This is a genomic window from Candidatus Wallbacteria bacterium (assembly GCA_028687545.1).
GTDB lineage: Bacteria > Muiribacteriota > JAQTZZ01 > JAQTZZ01 > JAQTZZ01 > JAQTZZ01.
Window position 1 is genome coordinate 40,066 of record JAQTZZ010000025.1, and the last position, 18,888, is coordinate 58,953.

The 18,888-nt window shown below is 48.8% G+C and carries 15 protein-coding genes; 6 read left to right on the forward strand and 9 right to left on the reverse strand.

Annotation, left to right across the window (positions count from 1 at the left end):
• Together nadC and rho are read right to left on the reverse strand one after the other, a co-directional pair.
• Entirely contained in the window at positions 1-831 is an 831-nt protein-coding gene (gene nadC / locus PHW04_11385) for a carboxylating nicotinate-nucleotide diphosphorylase (protein MDD2716481.1), read from the reverse strand.
• On the reverse strand, positions 828-2,081 hold the full coding sequence (gene rho, locus PHW04_11390) for a transcription termination factor Rho (GenBank protein ID MDD2716482.1): 1,254 nt from the start codon (positions 2,079-2,081) through the stop codon (positions 828-830). Before rho ends, nadC begins: the two co-directional genes overlap by 4 nt.
• 412 nt (positions 2,082-2,493) lie before the next feature.
• Here rho and PHW04_11395 point away from each other — a divergent pair, with 412 nt between their 5' ends.
• Together PHW04_11395 and PHW04_11400 are read left to right on the forward strand one after the other, a co-directional pair.
• Complete coding sequence (locus tag PHW04_11395; protein MDD2716483.1) at positions 2,494-4,950, forward strand: hypothetical protein; 2,457 nt, start codon at positions 2,494-2,496, stop codon at positions 4,948-4,950.
• Positions 4,950-6,962 (forward strand): tetratricopeptide repeat protein, encoded by a 2,013-nt coding sequence (locus PHW04_11400; GenBank protein ID MDD2716484.1) that lies wholly within the window; start codon positions 4,950-4,952, stop codon positions 6,960-6,962. Before PHW04_11395 ends, PHW04_11400 begins: the two co-directional genes overlap by 1 nt.
• A 65-nt stretch (positions 6,963-7,027) precedes the next feature.
• Here PHW04_11400 and PHW04_11405 read toward each other — a convergent pair whose 3' ends face one another.
• Positions 7,028-8,311, reverse strand: coding sequence for a hypothetical protein (locus PHW04_11405; protein ID MDD2716485.1), 1,284 nt, complete (start codon positions 8,309-8,311; stop codon positions 7,028-7,030).
• A gap of 103 nt (positions 8,312-8,414) precedes the next feature.
• Positions 8,415-8,930 (reverse strand): signal peptidase II, encoded by a 516-nt coding sequence (gene lspA, locus PHW04_11410; protein MDD2716486.1) that lies wholly within the window; start codon positions 8,928-8,930, stop codon positions 8,415-8,417.
• Between the two features lie 79 nt (positions 8,931-9,009).
• Here lspA and PHW04_11415 point away from each other — a divergent pair, with 79 nt between their 5' ends.
• Both PHW04_11415 and flgM read left to right on the forward strand, forming a co-directional pair.
• Positions 9,010-10,617, forward strand: coding sequence for a hypothetical protein (locus PHW04_11415; protein MDD2716487.1), 1,608 nt, complete (start codon positions 9,010-9,012; stop codon positions 10,615-10,617).
• A gap of 53 nt (positions 10,618-10,670) precedes the next feature.
• Positions 10,671-10,988 (forward strand): flagellar biosynthesis anti-sigma factor FlgM, encoded by a 318-nt coding sequence (gene flgM / locus PHW04_11420; protein MDD2716488.1) that lies wholly within the window; start codon positions 10,671-10,673, stop codon positions 10,986-10,988.
• A 144-nt stretch (positions 10,989-11,132) separates the two neighbouring features.
• Here flgM and PHW04_11425 read toward each other — a convergent pair whose 3' ends face one another.
• A complete protein-coding gene (locus tag PHW04_11425; GenBank protein ID MDD2716489.1) occupies positions 11,133-11,681 on the reverse strand; it encodes a class II aldolase/adducin family protein in 549 nt (182 codons plus the stop codon).
• Positions 11,682-11,773: 92 nt separating this feature from the next.
• Here PHW04_11425 and PHW04_11430 point away from each other — a divergent pair, with 92 nt between their 5' ends.
• Entirely contained in the window at positions 11,774-13,549 is a 1,776-nt protein-coding gene (locus tag PHW04_11430) for a PAS domain S-box protein (protein MDD2716490.1), read from the forward strand.
• Positions 13,533-14,609, forward strand: coding sequence for an SPASM domain-containing protein (locus PHW04_11435; GenBank protein MDD2716491.1), 1,077 nt, complete (start codon positions 13,533-13,535; stop codon positions 14,607-14,609). Before PHW04_11430 ends, PHW04_11435 begins: the two co-directional genes overlap by 17 nt.
• Before the next feature lie 396 nt (positions 14,610-15,005).
• Here PHW04_11435 and PHW04_11440 read toward each other — a convergent pair whose 3' ends face one another.
• The 4 genes from PHW04_11440 to PHW04_11455 form a co-directional block, all read right to left on the reverse strand.
• Entirely contained in the window at positions 15,006-16,232 is a 1,227-nt protein-coding gene (locus PHW04_11440) for a 6-phosphofructokinase (protein MDD2716492.1), read from the reverse strand.
• Positions 16,229-16,630, reverse strand: coding sequence for an STAS domain-containing protein (locus PHW04_11445; protein ID MDD2716493.1), 402 nt, complete (start codon positions 16,628-16,630; stop codon positions 16,229-16,231). Before PHW04_11445 ends, PHW04_11440 begins: the two co-directional genes overlap by 4 nt.
• Positions 16,631-16,679: 49 nt before the next feature.
• Entirely contained in the window at positions 16,680-18,131 is a 1,452-nt protein-coding gene (locus tag PHW04_11450; protein MDD2716494.1) for a tetratricopeptide repeat protein, read from the reverse strand.
• Between the two features lie 164 nt (positions 18,132-18,295).
• Positions 18,296-18,888 (reverse strand): hypothetical protein (locus tag PHW04_11455; protein ID MDD2716495.1); only part of this gene is annotated, 593 nt, incomplete at its 5' end.

Consider the following 18,888-nt stretch of genomic DNA (forward strand, 5'->3'; position numbering starts at 1 on the left):
TCAGCTTCCCAGCACCAGATGAATTCTTAAAACCTTTACTGAATGGGTAAGCGCTCCCATGGAAATCATGTCGATGCCGGCCTTGGCAAAGGTCTCGATGTTTTCCTCGTCGATTCCACCGGATGCTTCCAGGAGCGGGAAGCCGTCTGTCCGCATCCCTGCCGCGGTACTGACGTCCTCAGGTGAAAAGTTGTCCAGCATCACAATGTCGACCTGCGAATACAGGGCTTCCTCGAATTCTTTGAATGTGCTGACTTCGACTTCGATCTTCAGTCTGTGTCCGTATACTTTGCGGGCTTTTTCCACGGTTTTCTTGACAGAGCCGAAATATCGGACCTGATTGGTCTTCAGCATCAGCAGATCTGTCAGCCCATATCTGTGATTGTAGCCTCCCCCGATCCTGACCGAGTATTTTTGAAGAGCCCGCAGTCCCGGAACTGTTTTCCTGGTGTCGAGGAGCTTTACTTGCTTGGGCAGCCTGTTCACTAAGTTCCTGGTGCGGGTGGCAATCCCGGAGCAGTGTTGAAGAAAATTCAGGGCAGTGCGTTCGCCGCTGAGTATTTCTCCGATCTTGCCGTGCAGGGAAACCACCTTATCTCCCTTTTGGATACAGTCGCCGTCTTTCTTCAAGAGCTCCACCCGGACATCCGGAGAAAGCTGACGGAACACCTCAACCACGGCCTCAAGTCCAGCCACAATCCCTTCCTCCTGAAACTCGATCATGGCTGACCCGGGAGTGTTCCCGAAAATATCGGCGTCCGGTCCGTTCTGAAAACCCAGATCTTCTATCAGAGCCAGTTCAACCAGTCTTTTTAAGTACAGACGGTTCAAAGATCCTCCTGCTGAGTCATTGATTTCAAAAATTCCTCGTTGGTCTTGGTGCCTGAAAGCTTCCGCAGCAGCAGTTCGACACTTTCGCTGGAAGAGAGCGGGTTTAGAACCCTGCGCAGAATCCAGACTTTATTCAGCACATCCTCGCCCAGAAGCAGTTCTTCCTTGCGTGTGCCGGACTTTTTGATGTCTACTGCCGGAAAAATCCGCTTTTCAAACAGCTTGCGGTCCAGGATCAATTCCATATTACCGGTTCCCTTGAATTCCTCGAAAATTACCTCGTCCATCTTGCTGTTGGTATCGACCAGGGCAGTGGCCAGAATGGTGAGGCTGCCGCCGAATTCAATGTTCCTGGCTGCCCCGAAGAATTTTTTCGGTTTATACAGGGCTGCGGGGTTGACTCCTCCGGTAAGAGTCTGCCCGGTATTCGGCATGGACAGATTATAAGCCCTGGCAAGCCTGGTAATGCTGTCCAGCAGTATCACCACGTCCTTACCGAGTTCCACCAGCCGTTTCGCCTTGTTGATCACGATCTCCGAAACCTGTATATGCCGCTGAATCGGCTCATCGAAGGTGGAAGCCACCACTTCGCAATGAGTGGAGCGGATCATGTCCGTGACTTCCTCGGGCCGCTCGTCGATCAGCAGAATGATGATCTTGATCTCCGGATTGTTGCGGGTCATGCTGTTGGCTATTTTCTGAAGAAGTATGGTTTTCCCGGCTTTGGGCGGGGAAACTATCAGGCCGCGCTGTCCCATTCCGATCGGGGTGATCAGGTCAATGATACGGGTGGACATGTCAGTCGGATCGCATTCCAGAGTGAATTTCTTGTCCGGATGAAGTGGAACCAGATCGTCGAAATGAAGCCGGTTTATGTTTTCCTCAGGTATCAGCGTATTGATCAGGTCCGGCTTGATCAGGGCAGCGTATTTTTCGTTGTCTCTGGGTCCCTTGATCGGTCCTATGATGAGGTCGCCCATTCTCAGGTCGAACTTCTTGATCAGGATCGGTGAGACATAGACGTCCTTGTCGGAAAAAGAGTAATCCTTGACTCTGAGGAAACCATATCCCTCGTTGAGGACCTCCAGATGTCCTGATGATATTTCATGTCCCGCTTCCTGATTGAATTTTCCATAGACTTTCAGGAACAGGTCGTCCTTTCCTAACTTGGTGTAATTTTCAATCTCCATCTTTTTGGCCAGAGCCTGCAATTCCTTCTGACTCTTGCTGCGCAATTCCTGGACTTCCATCTTCACTCCTTTGCATGATATTTAGTAATTTGGCATTGATAACGTCACAGTTTTCATCGCTGAAACCATTGATTCAAATTCACCCGGAACCTGCCTGAAAGAATTTTGGTGTGTTAGAGAGTCTTGCCCGATTGCCACATGATTCTGGAAACGACTCCAGTCACCACTAATTCTCCTAACAAAATACAAGGGGTTTTTGATACATAATCAAACTCATTCCATATTATGCATCATTCCTCAGGATGTCAATCGGCTGGATAATCTCATAAATACCAGTGACCTTTCCTTACCTCCAGCTCCATAATTCTGCCCGGTTGCCGATATTTAAAAGAGGCATGCTGCAGGGAGAAGACGTCCCTGTCACTGCCTTTTCCATAGGAAAGGAGCCGGCGGTATCAGACTGCTTGTTTTTTTGATTTTTCTGGCATTCTCGGCACAGCTTCAGGCTGAAGACGACCTGTCGATCAGCGGAAGTAAAGTGTTCAGAATCAGGAAGACCCTGGTAAATGGAAGTCTTTCGAAATTTCTCTCGGATTACCAGGACTGGACTCCTGGATTCAAGCTGCAGCAGTCATTGCAGCTCCAGATCGACGGCAGAATCGGAGAGAATGCTACTGTATCAGCGTATCTTGATGATTCGGATTTCGATCAGGAAGACAAGTTCCTGACCCTCAACCTGAAAGGACCAAATTATCGCCTGACACTCGGCGATTTTAAAGTGGATCTGCCGCAGACGCGCTATGCTGTGTTCAACAAGAAAGTCCAGGGTATTGAAGCAACCGGGCTGCTGCCATGCAACCAGTCGGTCTATGGGCTGTATACAAGTTCCAAAGGCCAGACAGTCACCAAACTTTTCAGGGGCATGGGGAACAGCATGGAATACCGCCTCGATCCCGACAAGATCCCTGTGATTGAAAACAGTGAAACAGTCAAAGTCGGATCCCGGACACTGCGGCGGGGCGAGGACTATCTGATCGAAAATGACGAAGGCCGGATCCTGATCAAAACCCAGATCCTGCCCATTGAACCTGAAAACACAGTTACTGTCAGTTACGAATATGAGGAAGGCAGCCAGGGCTACAAGAGAAATCTGATCGGCAGCCGGTATACCAAGAGCTTCGACCAGAACAACAATTTGATCCTGGAATTTTTCGGACTTGTGGACAACAAGGACAAGAAAGTCACAGGTTCACAGGACGATCCGGGAGCTCCAGCCCCGATTTCCCATCTGGTGGGAAGCCAGCACCTGCAGTTGTTCCGTAACGGCTGGCGCGCAATTCTGGACAGCGCCTTTAGCGAAAAAGACAATGATCTGCTCAACTCTGCCCTGCCAAGTCAGCAGCTCAAGGAAAGCAAATCCTGGCATCTGGAACTGGATAAGAAATTTCCAATCGGCAATTTCACTACTTCCAGAGAAGAGCGGGACCCTGATTTCGAAATCATCGGCAGGAAGGAAAGTTATCAGTACAATGATCTGAGGAGCTATGGACTCGCCCTCTGGCCTGATTCCAGTTTCAGGCCGTCTTTCGCGATGCTGCAGGGTACCAGGCTGATCTTTCAGGACCTTGATCTGAACATCAATGCAGTGAACAGTCCGATCACAGCGTCGGATGAAGAAAAGGACGCTGCATTTTCCTATGATCTTCCCAAAAAACTGCGTATCTCGGGTACCTCGGTGGCTCAGAATAAAAGGAATCTGGCTCAGAGCATCGATTCCAGCGACGATCAGAAATCAGTCACATTCAATAAAAACTGGAAGAAAATCGACCTGGTGAGCGGTGTGGAGGGTCACAATTTCAGACAGAATTTCAGGACAACCGATAATTACGACCTCAGCAGGTACTCAAATTCGGTCACGTACAGGTACAATCCCAGAAGCTCATTTTCCCTGAATCTGTCGGATCAAAATAAAGAAGGCAGCACCGGCTGGCTCTCTAAAACCGCAGATCTGGGCCTGCTCTGGGAAGCTTTTCTGGGCGACAAATACCAGGGCAACCTGACATACAATGACCGCAGTCTGAAGGACTTCCTGAGCAACAGCGAGAACTCCAAATCGATCGAGGGCAAGCTCAGTTTCAGTCCCTGCGAAAAACTCGACGGTTACATCAAATACCTGCACCAGAACCTGATCAGGCTGACTTATGACATACCCAGTCAGACCTATCTGGAAAACCCGCTGCTTTCCAAGGACTTCAGCTTTTACTGCCGGATCAGCCCCAGAAACAACCTGGAAGACAGTCTGTCAGGTAATTACAAACTGCAGGACCGTACTGATCTGGGTCTGCTGGAAGCAGGCATGCAGGTTCTCCACAATAAGCTGAACTTCCATTATGGAAAAAATACGATTTCTTACAATACTTCCCTTATCAATACCAAACGTGAGATAACCCCGGCTAAAAACCAGGAGCTGGAAAACGGGCTGCAGTGGTATTTCGCTCCTACAGATAACAATTCATATACTCTCAGTTTCACTAGAACCGGAAAAAAAGATTTCCTGTTATCAGCGAACAACGAAAAGATCAGTTCAGTCAAAATTGAGTCCGAACGGTTTTTTTCGGAAAAAATCAGCTTCAACCTGGCCACAGGATTTGATATAATTAAACGCGCCATGCCACCTTCGGAGCGCACGCAGCTCGCATCGGTGGGCATGCAGTACAAACCGTGGGAGAAGCTCTCACTGGGCTGGGATTTGGAGAATGACATCTCCCACAAGGACACCAGGCGGATGAAAACCCTGAATCGCTTCCGTGTCAACAGCAAGCCCAAAGAAGACATGGAAGTTTCTTCCTACCTGGACCTGGTCAGCAGCAATGACACTGAGGATTACAATTCCCGGATGTTCAACCTTGAGGTGACTTTCCGCTTCTGATGAATAATCTTTTGACAGTACTTCTATTCCTGCTTCTTACCATAGAGCTTTGGGCTTTCGATGTTTCAGAATTCACTCCTGACAAGATCGAACTTCCCACCAATACTTTTAAAAAAGTGCTGGTTTACGATCATATTCCTTATCTGATTTCCGATGAAGGGCTTTTTTACCTGAAAGACAGTAAATTTCTGGGCTGGACCACCAAAAATTCGGAGCTGCCTTCTGATTTTCTGACTGATTTTCAGATCATGGACAATCAGTTCTACATTACGTCCCTGAAGGGATTCTGCACATTCAACGGCATCCTGACTTTTCTGAATCAGGATAAAGACAATTCCGGCCTGCCTGACAATTTTCTGCAGGCCCTGGCTGTAGATGAACACAATGTCTATTTTGCATCCAGAAACAAGCTGATCAGCTTCCAGGACAGCCAGTGGCACACCTTCAAACCTGAGCACGACATCGACCTGATCAAGCAGATCTGCCTGTTTGGTGATTCGGTTTTCATACTAACCATCCAGAATCAGATCTTCCAGATGAAGAAAGACCAGATTGTCCTGTTCACCCCGCCCTGGCTTGCCAATCTGGAGGTCAATTTTCTCCTGTCAGCTGACGATAAGCTTTACTTCTGCACAAATCACGGCCTGATCACTGATACAGGCACTGAAACTCTACAGGATGTCTCTGATTTCAATGTCAGGACGGCCTGCGCTGCACCGGGCGGAGATATCTGGGCCGGCGGCCAGGGCTTTTTAATGTACCGGAAAGACGGAAAATGGGAAGATCTCAGCATCAAATATCCGAACCTGAAGAGCGAAGAAGTGATAAGCCTGGCCTGCGATTTCTACGAAAGCACCAAGCAGCTCAAAGTCTATGCTGTCATCAAATCAAACGGACTTTTATGCTTCAACCTGTTTTCCACGGAAAGCCTCAACCTGATCGCTGATCTCAAAAAAAGCGCGGTGGAGAACTTTGAGAAGAAAGAATACAATGCCGCCGAAAAAGTGGCGAAACAGGTGTTGCTTTATCAGGAACATGACCCTGAGATGCTCGAACTGCTCGGTAAAATCTATCTCTCGCGCAGTGATTACGAGTCGTTTCTGGGGTCTGCTTTCCCTCTGGCCTCAGACTATCCGGAAAAATCGGAATTCCTGATGCAGATCGCCAGCATCTATGAAGAACACGGCCAGCCGGTCCAGGCGCTGCAGTATTACAGGATGCTCCTCTACAAAGACGGCGACAAAAGCGTTCTCTATGAAAAAATCGGCAGCATTTACGAACAGCTCAGATTCAGCGACGATGCCATCCTGATTTACAAGAAATGGGCTCAGGAATACGAGCAGATCACCCCGTATCTGAGGATCGCCAGTCTGCATGAGAAAGCAGGGGATTTCAGGTCTGCGGAAGCTGACTATCTGTCTGCCATCAGCAATTTTCCGAATCTGGAAAACGTCTATCTGGCGCTGGCCAGGTCTTATCTCAGCTACAGGCTGTCTACTCTGGAAGAAGTGCAGAAGCTGCTGGAAAAAGTGACTTCAATCAATCCCAACAACTCCGAATGTTACAACCTGCGTGGTTATTCCTTCCTGCTTTCCAGCCAGTTCACAGAGGCTGAGAGCGAACTGCTCAAATCCCTGCGCCTTGACCCTAACAACGGGGAAGCGCATCTCAACCTCGCTGAACTTTATTTTGTGATGAAGAAGAACGATGAGATGGAAAAGGAACTGCAGGAAGGCACCAGGCTGCTTCCGAATCATCCCCGGGGCTTCTATCTTAAGGCCCTTGTGGCAATCGACCGCGGTGATTACGCACCTGCGATCGAGAATCTGGAAGAAGTGGTGCGCCAGGATCCTTACAATGACATGGGGCATTATTACCTGGCCAAATCCTATCAGAACGCCAATTATTTCAAATCCGCACTGCTGGAATACAAGAATGTGCTGGAGATCTCGCCTGACTTCAGGTACGGCTCCCAGGTCCGCGACGCCATCCTGCTGCTGGAGCGGAAGTGATGGTTAAAAGATTTTCAATGGTTTTTTCAACTGATTGATTCCGCATTTTCAGCATTGAAAGCCCCCTAGAAGGGGCAGGGCAACTGAGGCGGAAACAGTTCTTCGCTGCCTGAAAAAAACTGTAACCCCCGGAGGACTATATACCGGCTTTCTCCGGCACGGAGTTCCATCCGCCACACCCGGCCTTTCGTCTGCGTGAACATGACTGCATCATCCGCAGATTTCAGGTCCGCTTCGATGATCCGGCAGAACCAGCCTGCCTTGTTCCGCACAGCTAACCGCACAGCTTCGGCGATATGGTACTCGCCGCTGTGCTGAGAATGGATCACGATCCGGCTCAACTCCACATCGTATGGAAAGGTAAGCTGCACAGATGCCCAGCCGTCTTTAGTTTTTGCGGAGTGCCACATTGTGGCTGCATCGTACGTCACTGTGCCGTCTTTCTTGTTGGGACCGATGAACCCTTGCAGGAGGTTGGAGATTTTGCTGCCATATTCTTCACCTGATTCCGTGGAGATCTTCAAGCCGTCAGGCTGGCCCGGTATCTTCATCGGCGGTATAGTCTCGATCCGCGCTGCAATTGAGTACCCTGGCGGCACATCCGTTCCCGGGTCGAATCGGAATTTTGAGAACACGCGTTTGTTGAGCGCCAGCGCACGGAGATCTTCTGCAATGAGTATCCCCTGCGTCTGACTCGCAGTGAAATGATTCGTGTGATGTCTGAGGTTGTAAGACATGAGTGAGTCGTTTGAAGCCATGTCGTATCCGTAGGCATCCACATGTGGCAGGCCGAAAGAATGCCCAAGCTCATGCTGCAGGGTGGACTGGAAGTTGGGAGGCCCATCCAGCGCGAATGAGGAGAGGATGACGATGCCGCCACCGGTGTTGAGCCCGCCGTTGAGCGGCCGGCCCCCGCCAACCGGGAAGTAGTCATTCGGATTCATCATCACGGCAAGCAGGATATATGGGCAGTTGTAGCGGGTGCATTTCAGTTCCGCGAGCAGCTCGCTGACGACTTGCGGAGCAGAGCCTTCCGGCTGCTCCCGGTAGAAAGCCAGCGGGCGCGCTGATTGATAGATCCGCAAGCCGTCTTCCGCGATGGCAAAAGAGTCTTGATTCCGGAGCAGCTCACGATACCGAGTCTGGGACCAGACCAGATGCTTCATGAGGCGTTCGGCCTGGTCGTTTGTGGGAGCGGGTTCACCTTTCGGGATAAAGAAGACAGGGAGGACCTTCACTGAATGCGGGGGGACTGCTTCCTGCCCTTCTGCCCCGGCAGCCATGAAAACCGTCAGAATGGACCAGATAATCAGTGATCGGTTTAAAATTGTACTGACTGCATTTTTCATTTTTCCGATATGATAAGTTCTTTCATTTCGCGTGTCAAAGCCGCAGGTTAAAGGCTTCCAGGAAAGTGAATGATAAATTTTACCGATTAAGTGGTGAACTGGCTCAGGAATTCTCGCGTCTGAAGAACGGCCAGAAAGTTTCTTCGTTGGAGGTCATGATCCGGAAGAAAAGATAGAGTACGCCGGCATCGATGAAAATGTCGGCCAAATTGAAAATCGCGGGGAAAAATCTCAAGTCAAAATAATCGATCACATAACCCAGTGTGACCCTGTCATAGAGGTTGCCGATCGCCCCTCCCAGCAGGAAGCCTAGTGATATCTTGTAAAAGATCTCATTCACGCATACTCTCTGAGAGTAGGCCAGTAAAAGTGCAATCGAAATCACTGCCGAAACAACCAGAAAACCGTTCTCGCCCTTCATCACGCCCAGGGCTGCCCCGTAATTTTTGACAAATGTCACATGAAAGACATTCTTCATCACAGGCAGGGTTTCATGCAGGAAAAATTTCTGCTGGATCAGGAACTTGACGAACTGATCAAGCAGGAAAGTACCCAGCGCCACATTCAGCGTGAGTAAATTTATCTTATCCAGCAGGCTCCTGCGGCTGTTTTTTCTCATCATGCATGTCTATCGACGATTAATAAAAAGTTCTTTAAGACCTTTTTACAAATAAGGATTTCTCAGCTATAATTCATTCATGCTGCAGAAATTAAAGGATTATATTCAGAGTTTCAGCGACTCGAAATGGACAAACCGTCGTGACTACGCCAGGCTGGCTGCAGAGCTGCTGCAGGACCACCTGCAGAAAAACCGGGATGCCGAAAAAATTCTATGGGACGGCATCTGCTCCGAAAACAACGACGTTTCATACTGGAGCAAACGGGTTCTGGAAAAAAGCGCTTCCCTGGATTTTCTGATCGAATCTCTGGACAACGAAGAGCTGATGAAAGATCCAGCCAGGAGCAGGCATCTTTTCGAATTGTTCGGATTCCGTTTTTCAGAAATCTACCCCTATCTGCTTGCCAATTTCAGTTTCTTCAGTAAAGAGAATCAGCTGCACCTGATCCGTCTGCTGTCTAAAAACGGGGACCGCAACCTGATCGAATTCTTTTCTTCCCTCTCTTTTTCAGAAGACCATGACCTCAAGGCTGAGGCAATCAATTTCCTGTCCGGCTTCCACGACAAGGAAGCTCTGCTCGGCCTGTTCTCATACCTCAACGACGATCTGCTGAAAATCAAGACCAGGGCTGCTTTCAAACTGGCCAAGGGACTGGAATTTTTCGAACTGGAAGGCGGCAAGGAGTATCTGGGCTGGTTTCTGCCCCTGATGCCCGAAAAACTGAAAGACCGTTTCATTGCAATCTACAGTTCCTCTGAACCCGGGAAGCTCGCCAGCCTGATCGAAGAGATCAGCACTTCCCAGAGATTCATTTTAATGCGCCTGCTGCCTGTAAACGACGATTTCATCAAAGTCATGCTCAACCAGCCTCTGATAGAATTCCAGTACCTGGCTCTTCTCTCCTATAAAGACCGGATTTCCCAGACTTTCAGATCAAAGATATTTTCCTACCTGGAAAGCGACTATCCGGAACTGAGGGAACTTTCACTGCGCACTGCAAGGGAATCCAACATCGAGGTGGAACCCAGGATTCTGGAGTTACTCCTGAAAACCAATGACCCGGAGACAAAAAAGATAGTGCTGGACCTGATTTCCATCAACCCGGCTGAACAGCTCTTTGATTCTGTGATCAATCTTGTGAATACCGGATCCACTGAAGAACGTTTCTTCTCTTTGTATCCGCTGGTGCAGTTTTACCGCTTCCCTGACAAACGCCATCTGGTGATCGAAAAGCTGGTTCAGTGCTTCAAGGATTCATACTGGCCGGTTCGCAATCAGGCCAGCCTCTGCTTCAAGTATCTGGACCACGAGGTGATCGACCTGCTGCTCGTGATGCTTGGGACTGAACAGAACCGGGATATACTGTACTGGACGATTTCCAGTCTCGGCCAGTTCAGCGATGAACGCATCCCTGTAGCGCTTCTGAATTTTTATGAAAAGACTGCTGAATTCGATCTCAAGCGCATCATGCTGGAAGTGCTGGGAAACTTTCCGGGCGACAAGGTCTGCGAGCTTTTCAAGCGGCAGATCAAAATTCAGGATTATAAATTCATCGTGCTGAAAAGCCTGCATCATATGAACCCGGACAAGATCGAGGAGATCATCGAGAAGAGCAGCTTTACCCAAGAGGAACTGCCGCCCTGGCTCAAGCTTAGAGAGACCAAGGAAGAAGCGAACCGTGAATAAAATTAAAACATCCGTAACAGTCAGCCGATAGGTGATGAAAGGAAGGAGCGTATATGGCAAAAATATCCGGCATTTCCGGTGGAGTCATTGACAGCACCCCCAAAAAAATCAAGCAGACCAAAAGCGATGAATTCAAGAAAATAATTGATCAGAAACTCGCGGAATCGGGAAAAAAGACTGCAAAGAGCGAAGCAGACAAGACCACTAAAAAAATCGAACTGCCGGCTGACGCTAAAAAAGCCTTGACCGAAACCCCTGACGTGCGCGAGGAAAAGATCCAGAAAATCAAGGAACAGATCGCAAATGGCACTTACAAGGTGGATGCCAGGGATGTAGCAGGCGCGATGCTGAAAAAGGGCTTTAAGCCCTGACGGATGTTGAAAAACAACCATCTGCTTCGTTGCATTCGTCCTTGATCAGTCATCGTACGTTTATGTACGACTCCTTCTCGCGGACTCATACGCCTCGTATCTGGCTGTTTTTGAACATCCGGTGAGCATGTCCATTTAGTCAGGTTATTTCTTTGACTGTATCATGATGATTCGAGCGCTGGCTTCCAGAGAAGACGCGAATTTATAGGCTTCCTCAAGATTTTTCCCGCTGCTGAAAACACCATGTGAACGCACCACCACCAGTGGTGAATTCTGAAATAGAAGCGGGATCTTTTCAGCCACTTCAGCAGACGCAATCGCGTTTTCCACCGAAAGCACCGGGATTTCCCTGAAATAGAACTTCCCCTCAGCGTCCACAGGAACTATCCGGTCGGTATTAAAAGATAACGCTACCGTGTGAGGGGAATGGCAGTGCACTATGGCAGCGGCTTTAGTCGCCAGATAGATCGACCTGTGTACCACATATTCCATCGAAGCAAGTCCCTGGAAGCTTGAATTCAGATTCACGCCGACAATATCGGCATAGGTCAGGAATCCGCACTGGGAACCGGTTCTGGTGATAAAAACAGTATCCCCCTGTCTGATGGAAAGATTCCCGCTGTGGGAATGATTCAATCCTTCCAGAAACAGCCTGTGCCCGATTTCCGCCAGCTCCTTCCTGATGTCAGCCATGACTCTCAACTCCTTGGGTCAGATAGAAGCAAATTCTAACAAATTCCGCCTTCTTTGCCAAGAAAATCGGAATTATGATATGATTAGATAAAATGAGCGAAGAATCCAAAAACATCAGAATCGAGCGATTGCTGTCAGCTAAAACTGTCCTGATTTCCTCCACAGTCCTGATCTTTTTCGTGCTCCTCTCCCATCTGGGCATCCAGAGCATGCGCCTGAAAAATCAGGAATTCGAACATCAGCTCGCCTCCCAGAATCTGTCGGCGAATATGCTGAACGTGGTCTTCAAGAGAATGGGCAAAGTGGCAGATGCTGTGGCAGACAGCCAACAGGTCAAAGACTTTCTCTCAGGCGGGAGTGCAGAGATCCAGACTACTCTTGACACAACCATGAAGATCCTGAGCGCAGACATAGTGTACCTGATGGACAGCAACGGAAATGTGATCGCCTGCACATTTTACGGCAGTAATGAAACCCTCACAGGCAACAATTATGCTTTCAGACCATATTTTTCCGAGGCCATCACCGGAACCCCCCAGATCTTCCCTGCACTGGGTGTGACTACCAGAAAGCGCGGAGTTTACTTCAGCGCGCCGGTTTACATTCTCAACAGCTTTACCCCGGCCGGAGTGGTTGTGATCAAAATGGGTTCAGACATGATCGACGAGCTTCTGCTCCAATACCAGTATAAATGTGCCGTCACTTCTCCTTCGAGCGTGGTCTTCTCCACAAATTTCGACGAATGGCTGTTCAAATTTGTGCCGCCTGTTGACGAGAAAAAAATTCAGGAAATAGACGAAACCAAGCAGTTCGCCGGCAAACAGATCTCCCTGGCTCCCTTCCATATGCTGAAAAAAGAAACAGTGATCGACGGGAAACTCTTTTTCGTCGCACATGCACCCATCGGCAGCTCCAAATGGACCATTATTTCCCTCACACCCAAGAATTTTTCCTACCCGCTGAGCAGCCAGCAGAAATCCTTTCTTGCCTGGTCAGGACTGATGATCCTGCTTTTATTCCTGATCATCACGATCCTGATCGCGCACCTGCTCTGGCGGAAAAAAACCATGCTGGAACTTAAGGAATCCGAAGAAAAATACCGTCTGCTCTTCGCCTCAGAAAGTAATACGATCATTTTGCTCGATGCTGAAACCAGGCATGTCGCTGACGTCAACGACAAAGCCTGTGCACTGTATGGATATACCAGGGAGGAATTCCTGCACCTGAAATCCACGGATTTTGCCGGAGAAATGGAAACCACTTTCGCTGGCAGCGATAAAATGACTTCCATCAGTTCGGAAATCATCCCTTACCGATATCACCGCAGGAAAGATGGAACGCTGTTTTCAGTGGAAATCTCCTACGGTTCTTTCTCCTGGCGGAGTCGCAAGATGCTCTGTGTACTCGTGAGAGACGTCACTGAACAGAAAAAAATGGTTGAGAGCCTGCAGGATTCAGAACGTAAATTCAGGACATTGTATGAATCCTCAAGCGACGCCATCATGCTGCTGAACGAGGAAGGATTCTTCGACTGCAACCTCGCAACTCTTAAAATATTCGGATGCAATAGATCCGAAGAGTTCCTCCACAGGCAGCCCCATCAATTTTCACCGCTCAGGCAGCCGGATGGGAGTGATTCCACTGAAGCAGCCAGGCGTCACATCAAAAAAGCTTTTGCCGAAGGCAGCGATAAGTTCGAGTGGCTGCACTGCCGCAAGGACGGAAGCACGTTCCCTGCCGAAGTCTGGCTGACAGCTATGGAAGTAGGTGGAAAGAAAGTCGTTCAGGCGGTGGTCCGCGATATTTCCGAACATCTGAAATCACTGGAATCACTGTCCGGCACAGCTCAAGATGAAACCCTCTCCTGACCTCCAGCTCTGTTTCACTGATTACTGCAACTTTCACTGTGTGATGTGTCTTCAGAGTTCCCATGCAGGGATGTATGGTTCCTCTTCAATCAGAACCCCGCCGCTCCATGCAGGCAGAAAGGGTTTTATCAGTGAAGAACTCATTCTCAGGCTGATCTCAGATCCCATACTCAGCGGAATCAATTTCCGGCTTTTGAAGGCCCAGTGGCTTGGCGAAGCATTGCTTCATCCGGATTTTTTCCGCCTGCTTTCATTACTCACTCCATTTTTCCCTGAAATTCTGATCAGTACCAATCTCTCTTTACTGAACTCAAAGAAACTCGGAGAGTTTTTCGCTCTTCTCGAAAAAAGCTCACATTTCACTCTGCTGATCTCTCTCGATTCTTTCAACCGGGAGACTTACAAAAAAATCAAGGGCATCGACCAGCTGGAACTCGTACTTTCCAACCTGAAGGAATTGAAGAAGATCCGCGACCTGAAAAAGAACTGTAATCTCAATCTGGTTCTGCAGATGATCGTGATGGAGGAAAATCAGGCTGAAATCAGGGATTTTCTCGTCAGGGCTTCAGATTTTCTCCACAAACCCTCAATCATCTATGATCAGGAGGCAGTCACTCAGACCTGGAAAGACAAAATTTTTTATAAAAGACTGGGGGCTGCGGACCAGGCTAAATATGAGCTGATGCACAGAAATGCCCTGATCGATTCAGGACTTCTTCCGGCAGAAATCACAGCCTGGGACAGGATCATCACTACCAGCGCAGCCCCGGAGAGCGGCGGAAAACGCCGGCCCTGCCCAGCCCCGTTTCTCACTCCCACGATCAACTGGGACGGGCAGGTCACAGTCTGCTGCATGGATCCGGAACTGGAACTGAAGATCGGAAATCTGGAAAATCAGTCTTTATCGGAGATCTGGGGAGGAACTGCAGTCAATCAGCTGCGTTCAGCGCATCTGTCAGGAAGCCTGTCTTTATATCCCCGCTGTCTGCGCTGCCAGAATCTCGATCTGCTCCCGCTCCCGGAACAAACTATCTTTTACTGGAAAAAAAGGCTCGGTTAACGATTTGTTACAGTGCCTGACAAATTGTAACAAATTGTAACTGGATTAAGGGTATGATTCCGGCTATTATCGTAATTGTAGAGCAGAGAACATCATACGAGGTACCCCCCTCAGTTCGAAACCTCTACGACCTGTAGTCCACTTATACTCTAGTCCTCTGACCGCTTGCAAAAGTGGTCTTTTTTTTATCCACGGATGTTTCAGGGTTGACACACGGGTCAACCCCTACGGGATGGGTTTTGTCAGAATATTATCACGTAGGGGCAACGCTTACCGTTGCCCATTTTCCAGGGATTGCACACAACCCATTCTACATTGATTGTGAAATCAACAACATGTCCATTGTGAATTCCAAAGCAGTTCGGGCACCCGTAAAGGGTGCCCCACGGTCTACGGTCACTTCTTATTCAGTATCTTCGCCACCTTCGGCGCACGCAGCCTGTGCGGCTGCGGGAAACCGGACCCGAGCAACGGCCGGCAGTAAATATAGAACTTTTCAGTCACATCTTTTTTTAATGGGTCGTAGAAATCCTCGGGCATGTGCTTGGTCTTGGCTGCGATTTCATCAAGCTTCACCAGTTTGTAATCAACAGAGTAATTTCCGGTGCGCTGAATTGTAATCGAGCCGTCAACATTGTGCCAGAGCGCGAACTGGGCAGCCTTTTCGCCAACTTCGCGGGCCTCAAACTGGTCCACGTCTGAAACGCAGCCTACAAACGAGCGCTGCAGGTAGCCGAAAGTATCAGAGCGTACCCGTTTGATCTTCAGTTTCGCGCGGATCTCATCTGACAGGAGATCTCCGAGTGCGCCGGTACCTGAAAGCTGGACATTTCCGTGGGCATCCTTTTCTGAAGTTTTCATCAGGGTTGTCATGATCGGCTGATGCTCTTTATCCGAAACGCCTTCGCTGATCGCAACAATGCAGCGTCCGAATTTCTCATAAGTGCTCTTTACATCAGACAGGAATCCGTTGATGTCAAAGGGATTTTCCGGGATATAGATGAGATGCGGCCCGTCATCGGGGTATTTCCTGGCCAGAGCGCTCGCAGCCGTGAGGAATCCCGCATTCCTCCCCATTACTATGGCAATATAAACTCCAGGCAGTGATCTGTTGTCAAGGTTGGCTCCCATGAAAGCCTGAGCCACGAATCTGGCGGCTGACGGAAATCCCGGAGTATGATCATTGATCACCAGGTCATTGTCGATAGTCTTCGGGATATGGATCACCCGCAGGTCATACTCGGCTTTTTCAGCTTCATCATTGACGATTCTGGCTGTATCAGAGGAATCATTGCCTCCGATGTAGAAAAAATACCTGATTTCGTGCGCACGCAGCACTTCGAAAATTTCCTTGCAGTATTTTTCATCCGGCTTGTCCCGGGTCGAGAGCAGAGCAGAAGAAGGCGTGGATGCGACTTTTTCAAGGTTATTGGTGGTTTCCTGGGTCAGGTCCACCAGCTCTTCATTGATGATGCCTTTGACGCCGTTCAATGCGCCGTAAACTTTAGTGACCTGGGAAAACTTCCTGGATTCCAGAACAGCTCCCACCAGACTCTGATTGATTACAGCTGTCGGTCCACCACTCTGAGCGATCAGAACTTTACCTGTCAGTATCGAACTCATTTTCCCTCCTTGGTATTTTCAACCTTGTTCAGTGGTCCATTTATCTCCTGATCCGGGAGTGCACTTTTCCCGGTCTTCAGAAAATCGCAGGCAGTTTCGAGGTCCCTCACTATGCCGATGACTCGATTGATTCTGGTCAGATCCAGGGTTTTCAGAAGTTCGGTTGAAACTCCGGTGAAGAGCAGCTCTCCGTTTCGCTCCCTGAGATTTTTCCAGAGGGAGAGCAGTATGCCGTGTGCCTCTTCTGCGACAAAACCCTGTTCGAAATCCACCACTACGCGCAGTGCTCCATCCCGTTTAAGTTTGTCAGCGATTTTCCTGAATTCCCCAAGATTGTCCCTGAAAATCCCGGAACCTGCACTTACTACCTGAATTCCATCCCTGACAGACAATTCCATTTTTTCTCCAGTCTGGTCAGACTTGTCTTACCTGTCTTTCGATTAATTACTAAAGCGTACCCAGTATATTCACTACCATATTATAAACTTTCCCGTCCTGTGGAACAAGATTCAGCATTTTCTGATAAGCTGCGCGTGCTGATTCCTTGTCCCCGGTTTTCAGATAAACTTTGCCGAGATTGTAATAAACTCCGGCAGAATCAGGCTTGATGATTTTAGCGATCTCGAAATTCTTGATTGCCGGTGAATATTCTTCCTTCAGAAGATAAGCCAGGCCGAGGTTATAGTGCAGGTCATAGTCGCTGTCTCTGAGCGCCACTCCCTGCCGCAGCACCGCGATGGCGTCGTCGACTCTGGCGAGAGCCAGGAACACCAGGCCCAGATTGTTATAGACCAGCGGCTCATCCACAGCAAGGCCCCTGGCCTTTTGTGCATACTCCAGAGCCTTCTCAAATTTTCCCAACCCATAATAGGATTGAGCCATCAGGTCATAGCTGCGGTAATCCCCTGCATCAAAGGATACGGCCTGCTCCGCCTCAGCCAGCGCTCTGTAAAATCTGGATTCTTTGAGAAACAGGCGGCTGCTTTCGATATGAGCCAGACTGCGATGTGTTTCAGTAAGTGTGACTGGCTTAATATCCATCTTTTTTGCCACTACAAGCTGCTGGTAGGGCTGTTTGAGCAGATTGTCATGATAGCTGCAGCGGACTCCGCCATTCTCCAGTGAGAACTGACCGTTTCGCGAACAGACAGGAAGCTGTTCTATATATTCCTTTTCCCTGAGCAGTGTCAGATCAAGTTTTTCCATTCCTGGAAACTCCGGTCTTTCCCTGTCATAATCAAGAAATTTGTAACGGAAATTCGTGACAACATCCCTGCGCAGCGCCTGATCGCGGTTATATTCAAGCACAGCCTTGAACACCAGATGCCTGACCCGGTAACAGTTCACCAGATCCAGAAAATCCTGGTATTCAGAAGTCTTTGAATATTTCGGCAGGATCTTCACCGCGTTCTGAAGAGCTTCCTGAAGCAGCAGTTCCTTCTGCTGCCTCTCTGCGATCAGAAAAATGTACATCCAGGCAGAGATGTTTTCCGGAAAAATAGTCAAATTCTTCCTAAGGGACGCTACAGCCGGATCCAGTCTAAGTTCCTCGATCTGCTTCAGGGCGAGCTGGAAATCAAAATCCTCAGTACCTGGGATGGCGGGTTTGACCACTGTTTCCACGGTAACTGCAGCAGCTTCGACTGTGGCTTCGGCAGTCTGCTCGACAGGCGCAGGCTGACTGTTTTTTTCGATGAATTCGATGATCTCGCCCATCTTATCCTTGAGTTCCAGGGCTTTTTTGTGCTCCGGATCGCTCTGGAGCGCCTGTTTCAGGCAGTCATAGGCTTTGGCATAATCATAACGGTCCATGTAATAATACCTGGCCTGCAGGTACCACATGTCAGCGTCGGATTGCTGAGGCGACTCGGCAAACAGGGAAACACCAAAAAAGAGCATCAGATAAAATCCGGCAACAAATAATGTTGAATTTTGAATTTTGATTTTTGAATTAAAGGCATAGCTCATTTTAATACCTTTCCTCTATCTCATCATTCAACATCAAGCATTTAAAATTCAAGATTGAATTTCCATACTAGTCTAATGATGATAATCTTCTACCTTTAATACTCCCGGCTGATCACCCGAACCTCGGTAGTCAGTGTCATATCATTCTCAATGTATGTGCCAGTAAGTTCAGCAGTGTCAGCTGCAGCAGGCGCTGTGTAGACATTCCCGTTCAATGTACCTCCGCCTGAGAACAGAGACCAGGTGATGCCGTGCGCTTCATTTGTGCCTCCATTGTACAGGACCTCGACAGTACAGGGCAACTGCAATTCACTTTCCAAAGCCACCTGGATTTCAGTTGTACTCAGGAAGATGTTCACTGGAAATGCTGGGGATTCAAGCTCAGAATACCAGACGTCATTTCTAGGTATGCCATCGTTCCCGGCAATGATCCACATTTTATTGTTGAAATAAATCAGCTGGTGGGAGCACCTAGCAGACATGCCTGAAAATTCCGATGCTTTGATCCAGTTCAGGCCATTGTCCGATTGCCAGATGTCGCTCAACATAGTATGATCAGGTCTGATGCCGCCTACAATCCAGAGCTTCCTGTCAAAGCTTGCCAGAGAATAAGCGCTTCTTGCTCCAATACTGGCTGAATTTGTAATCTCCTGCCAGTTGATGCCGTCAATTGAACACCAGACATCAT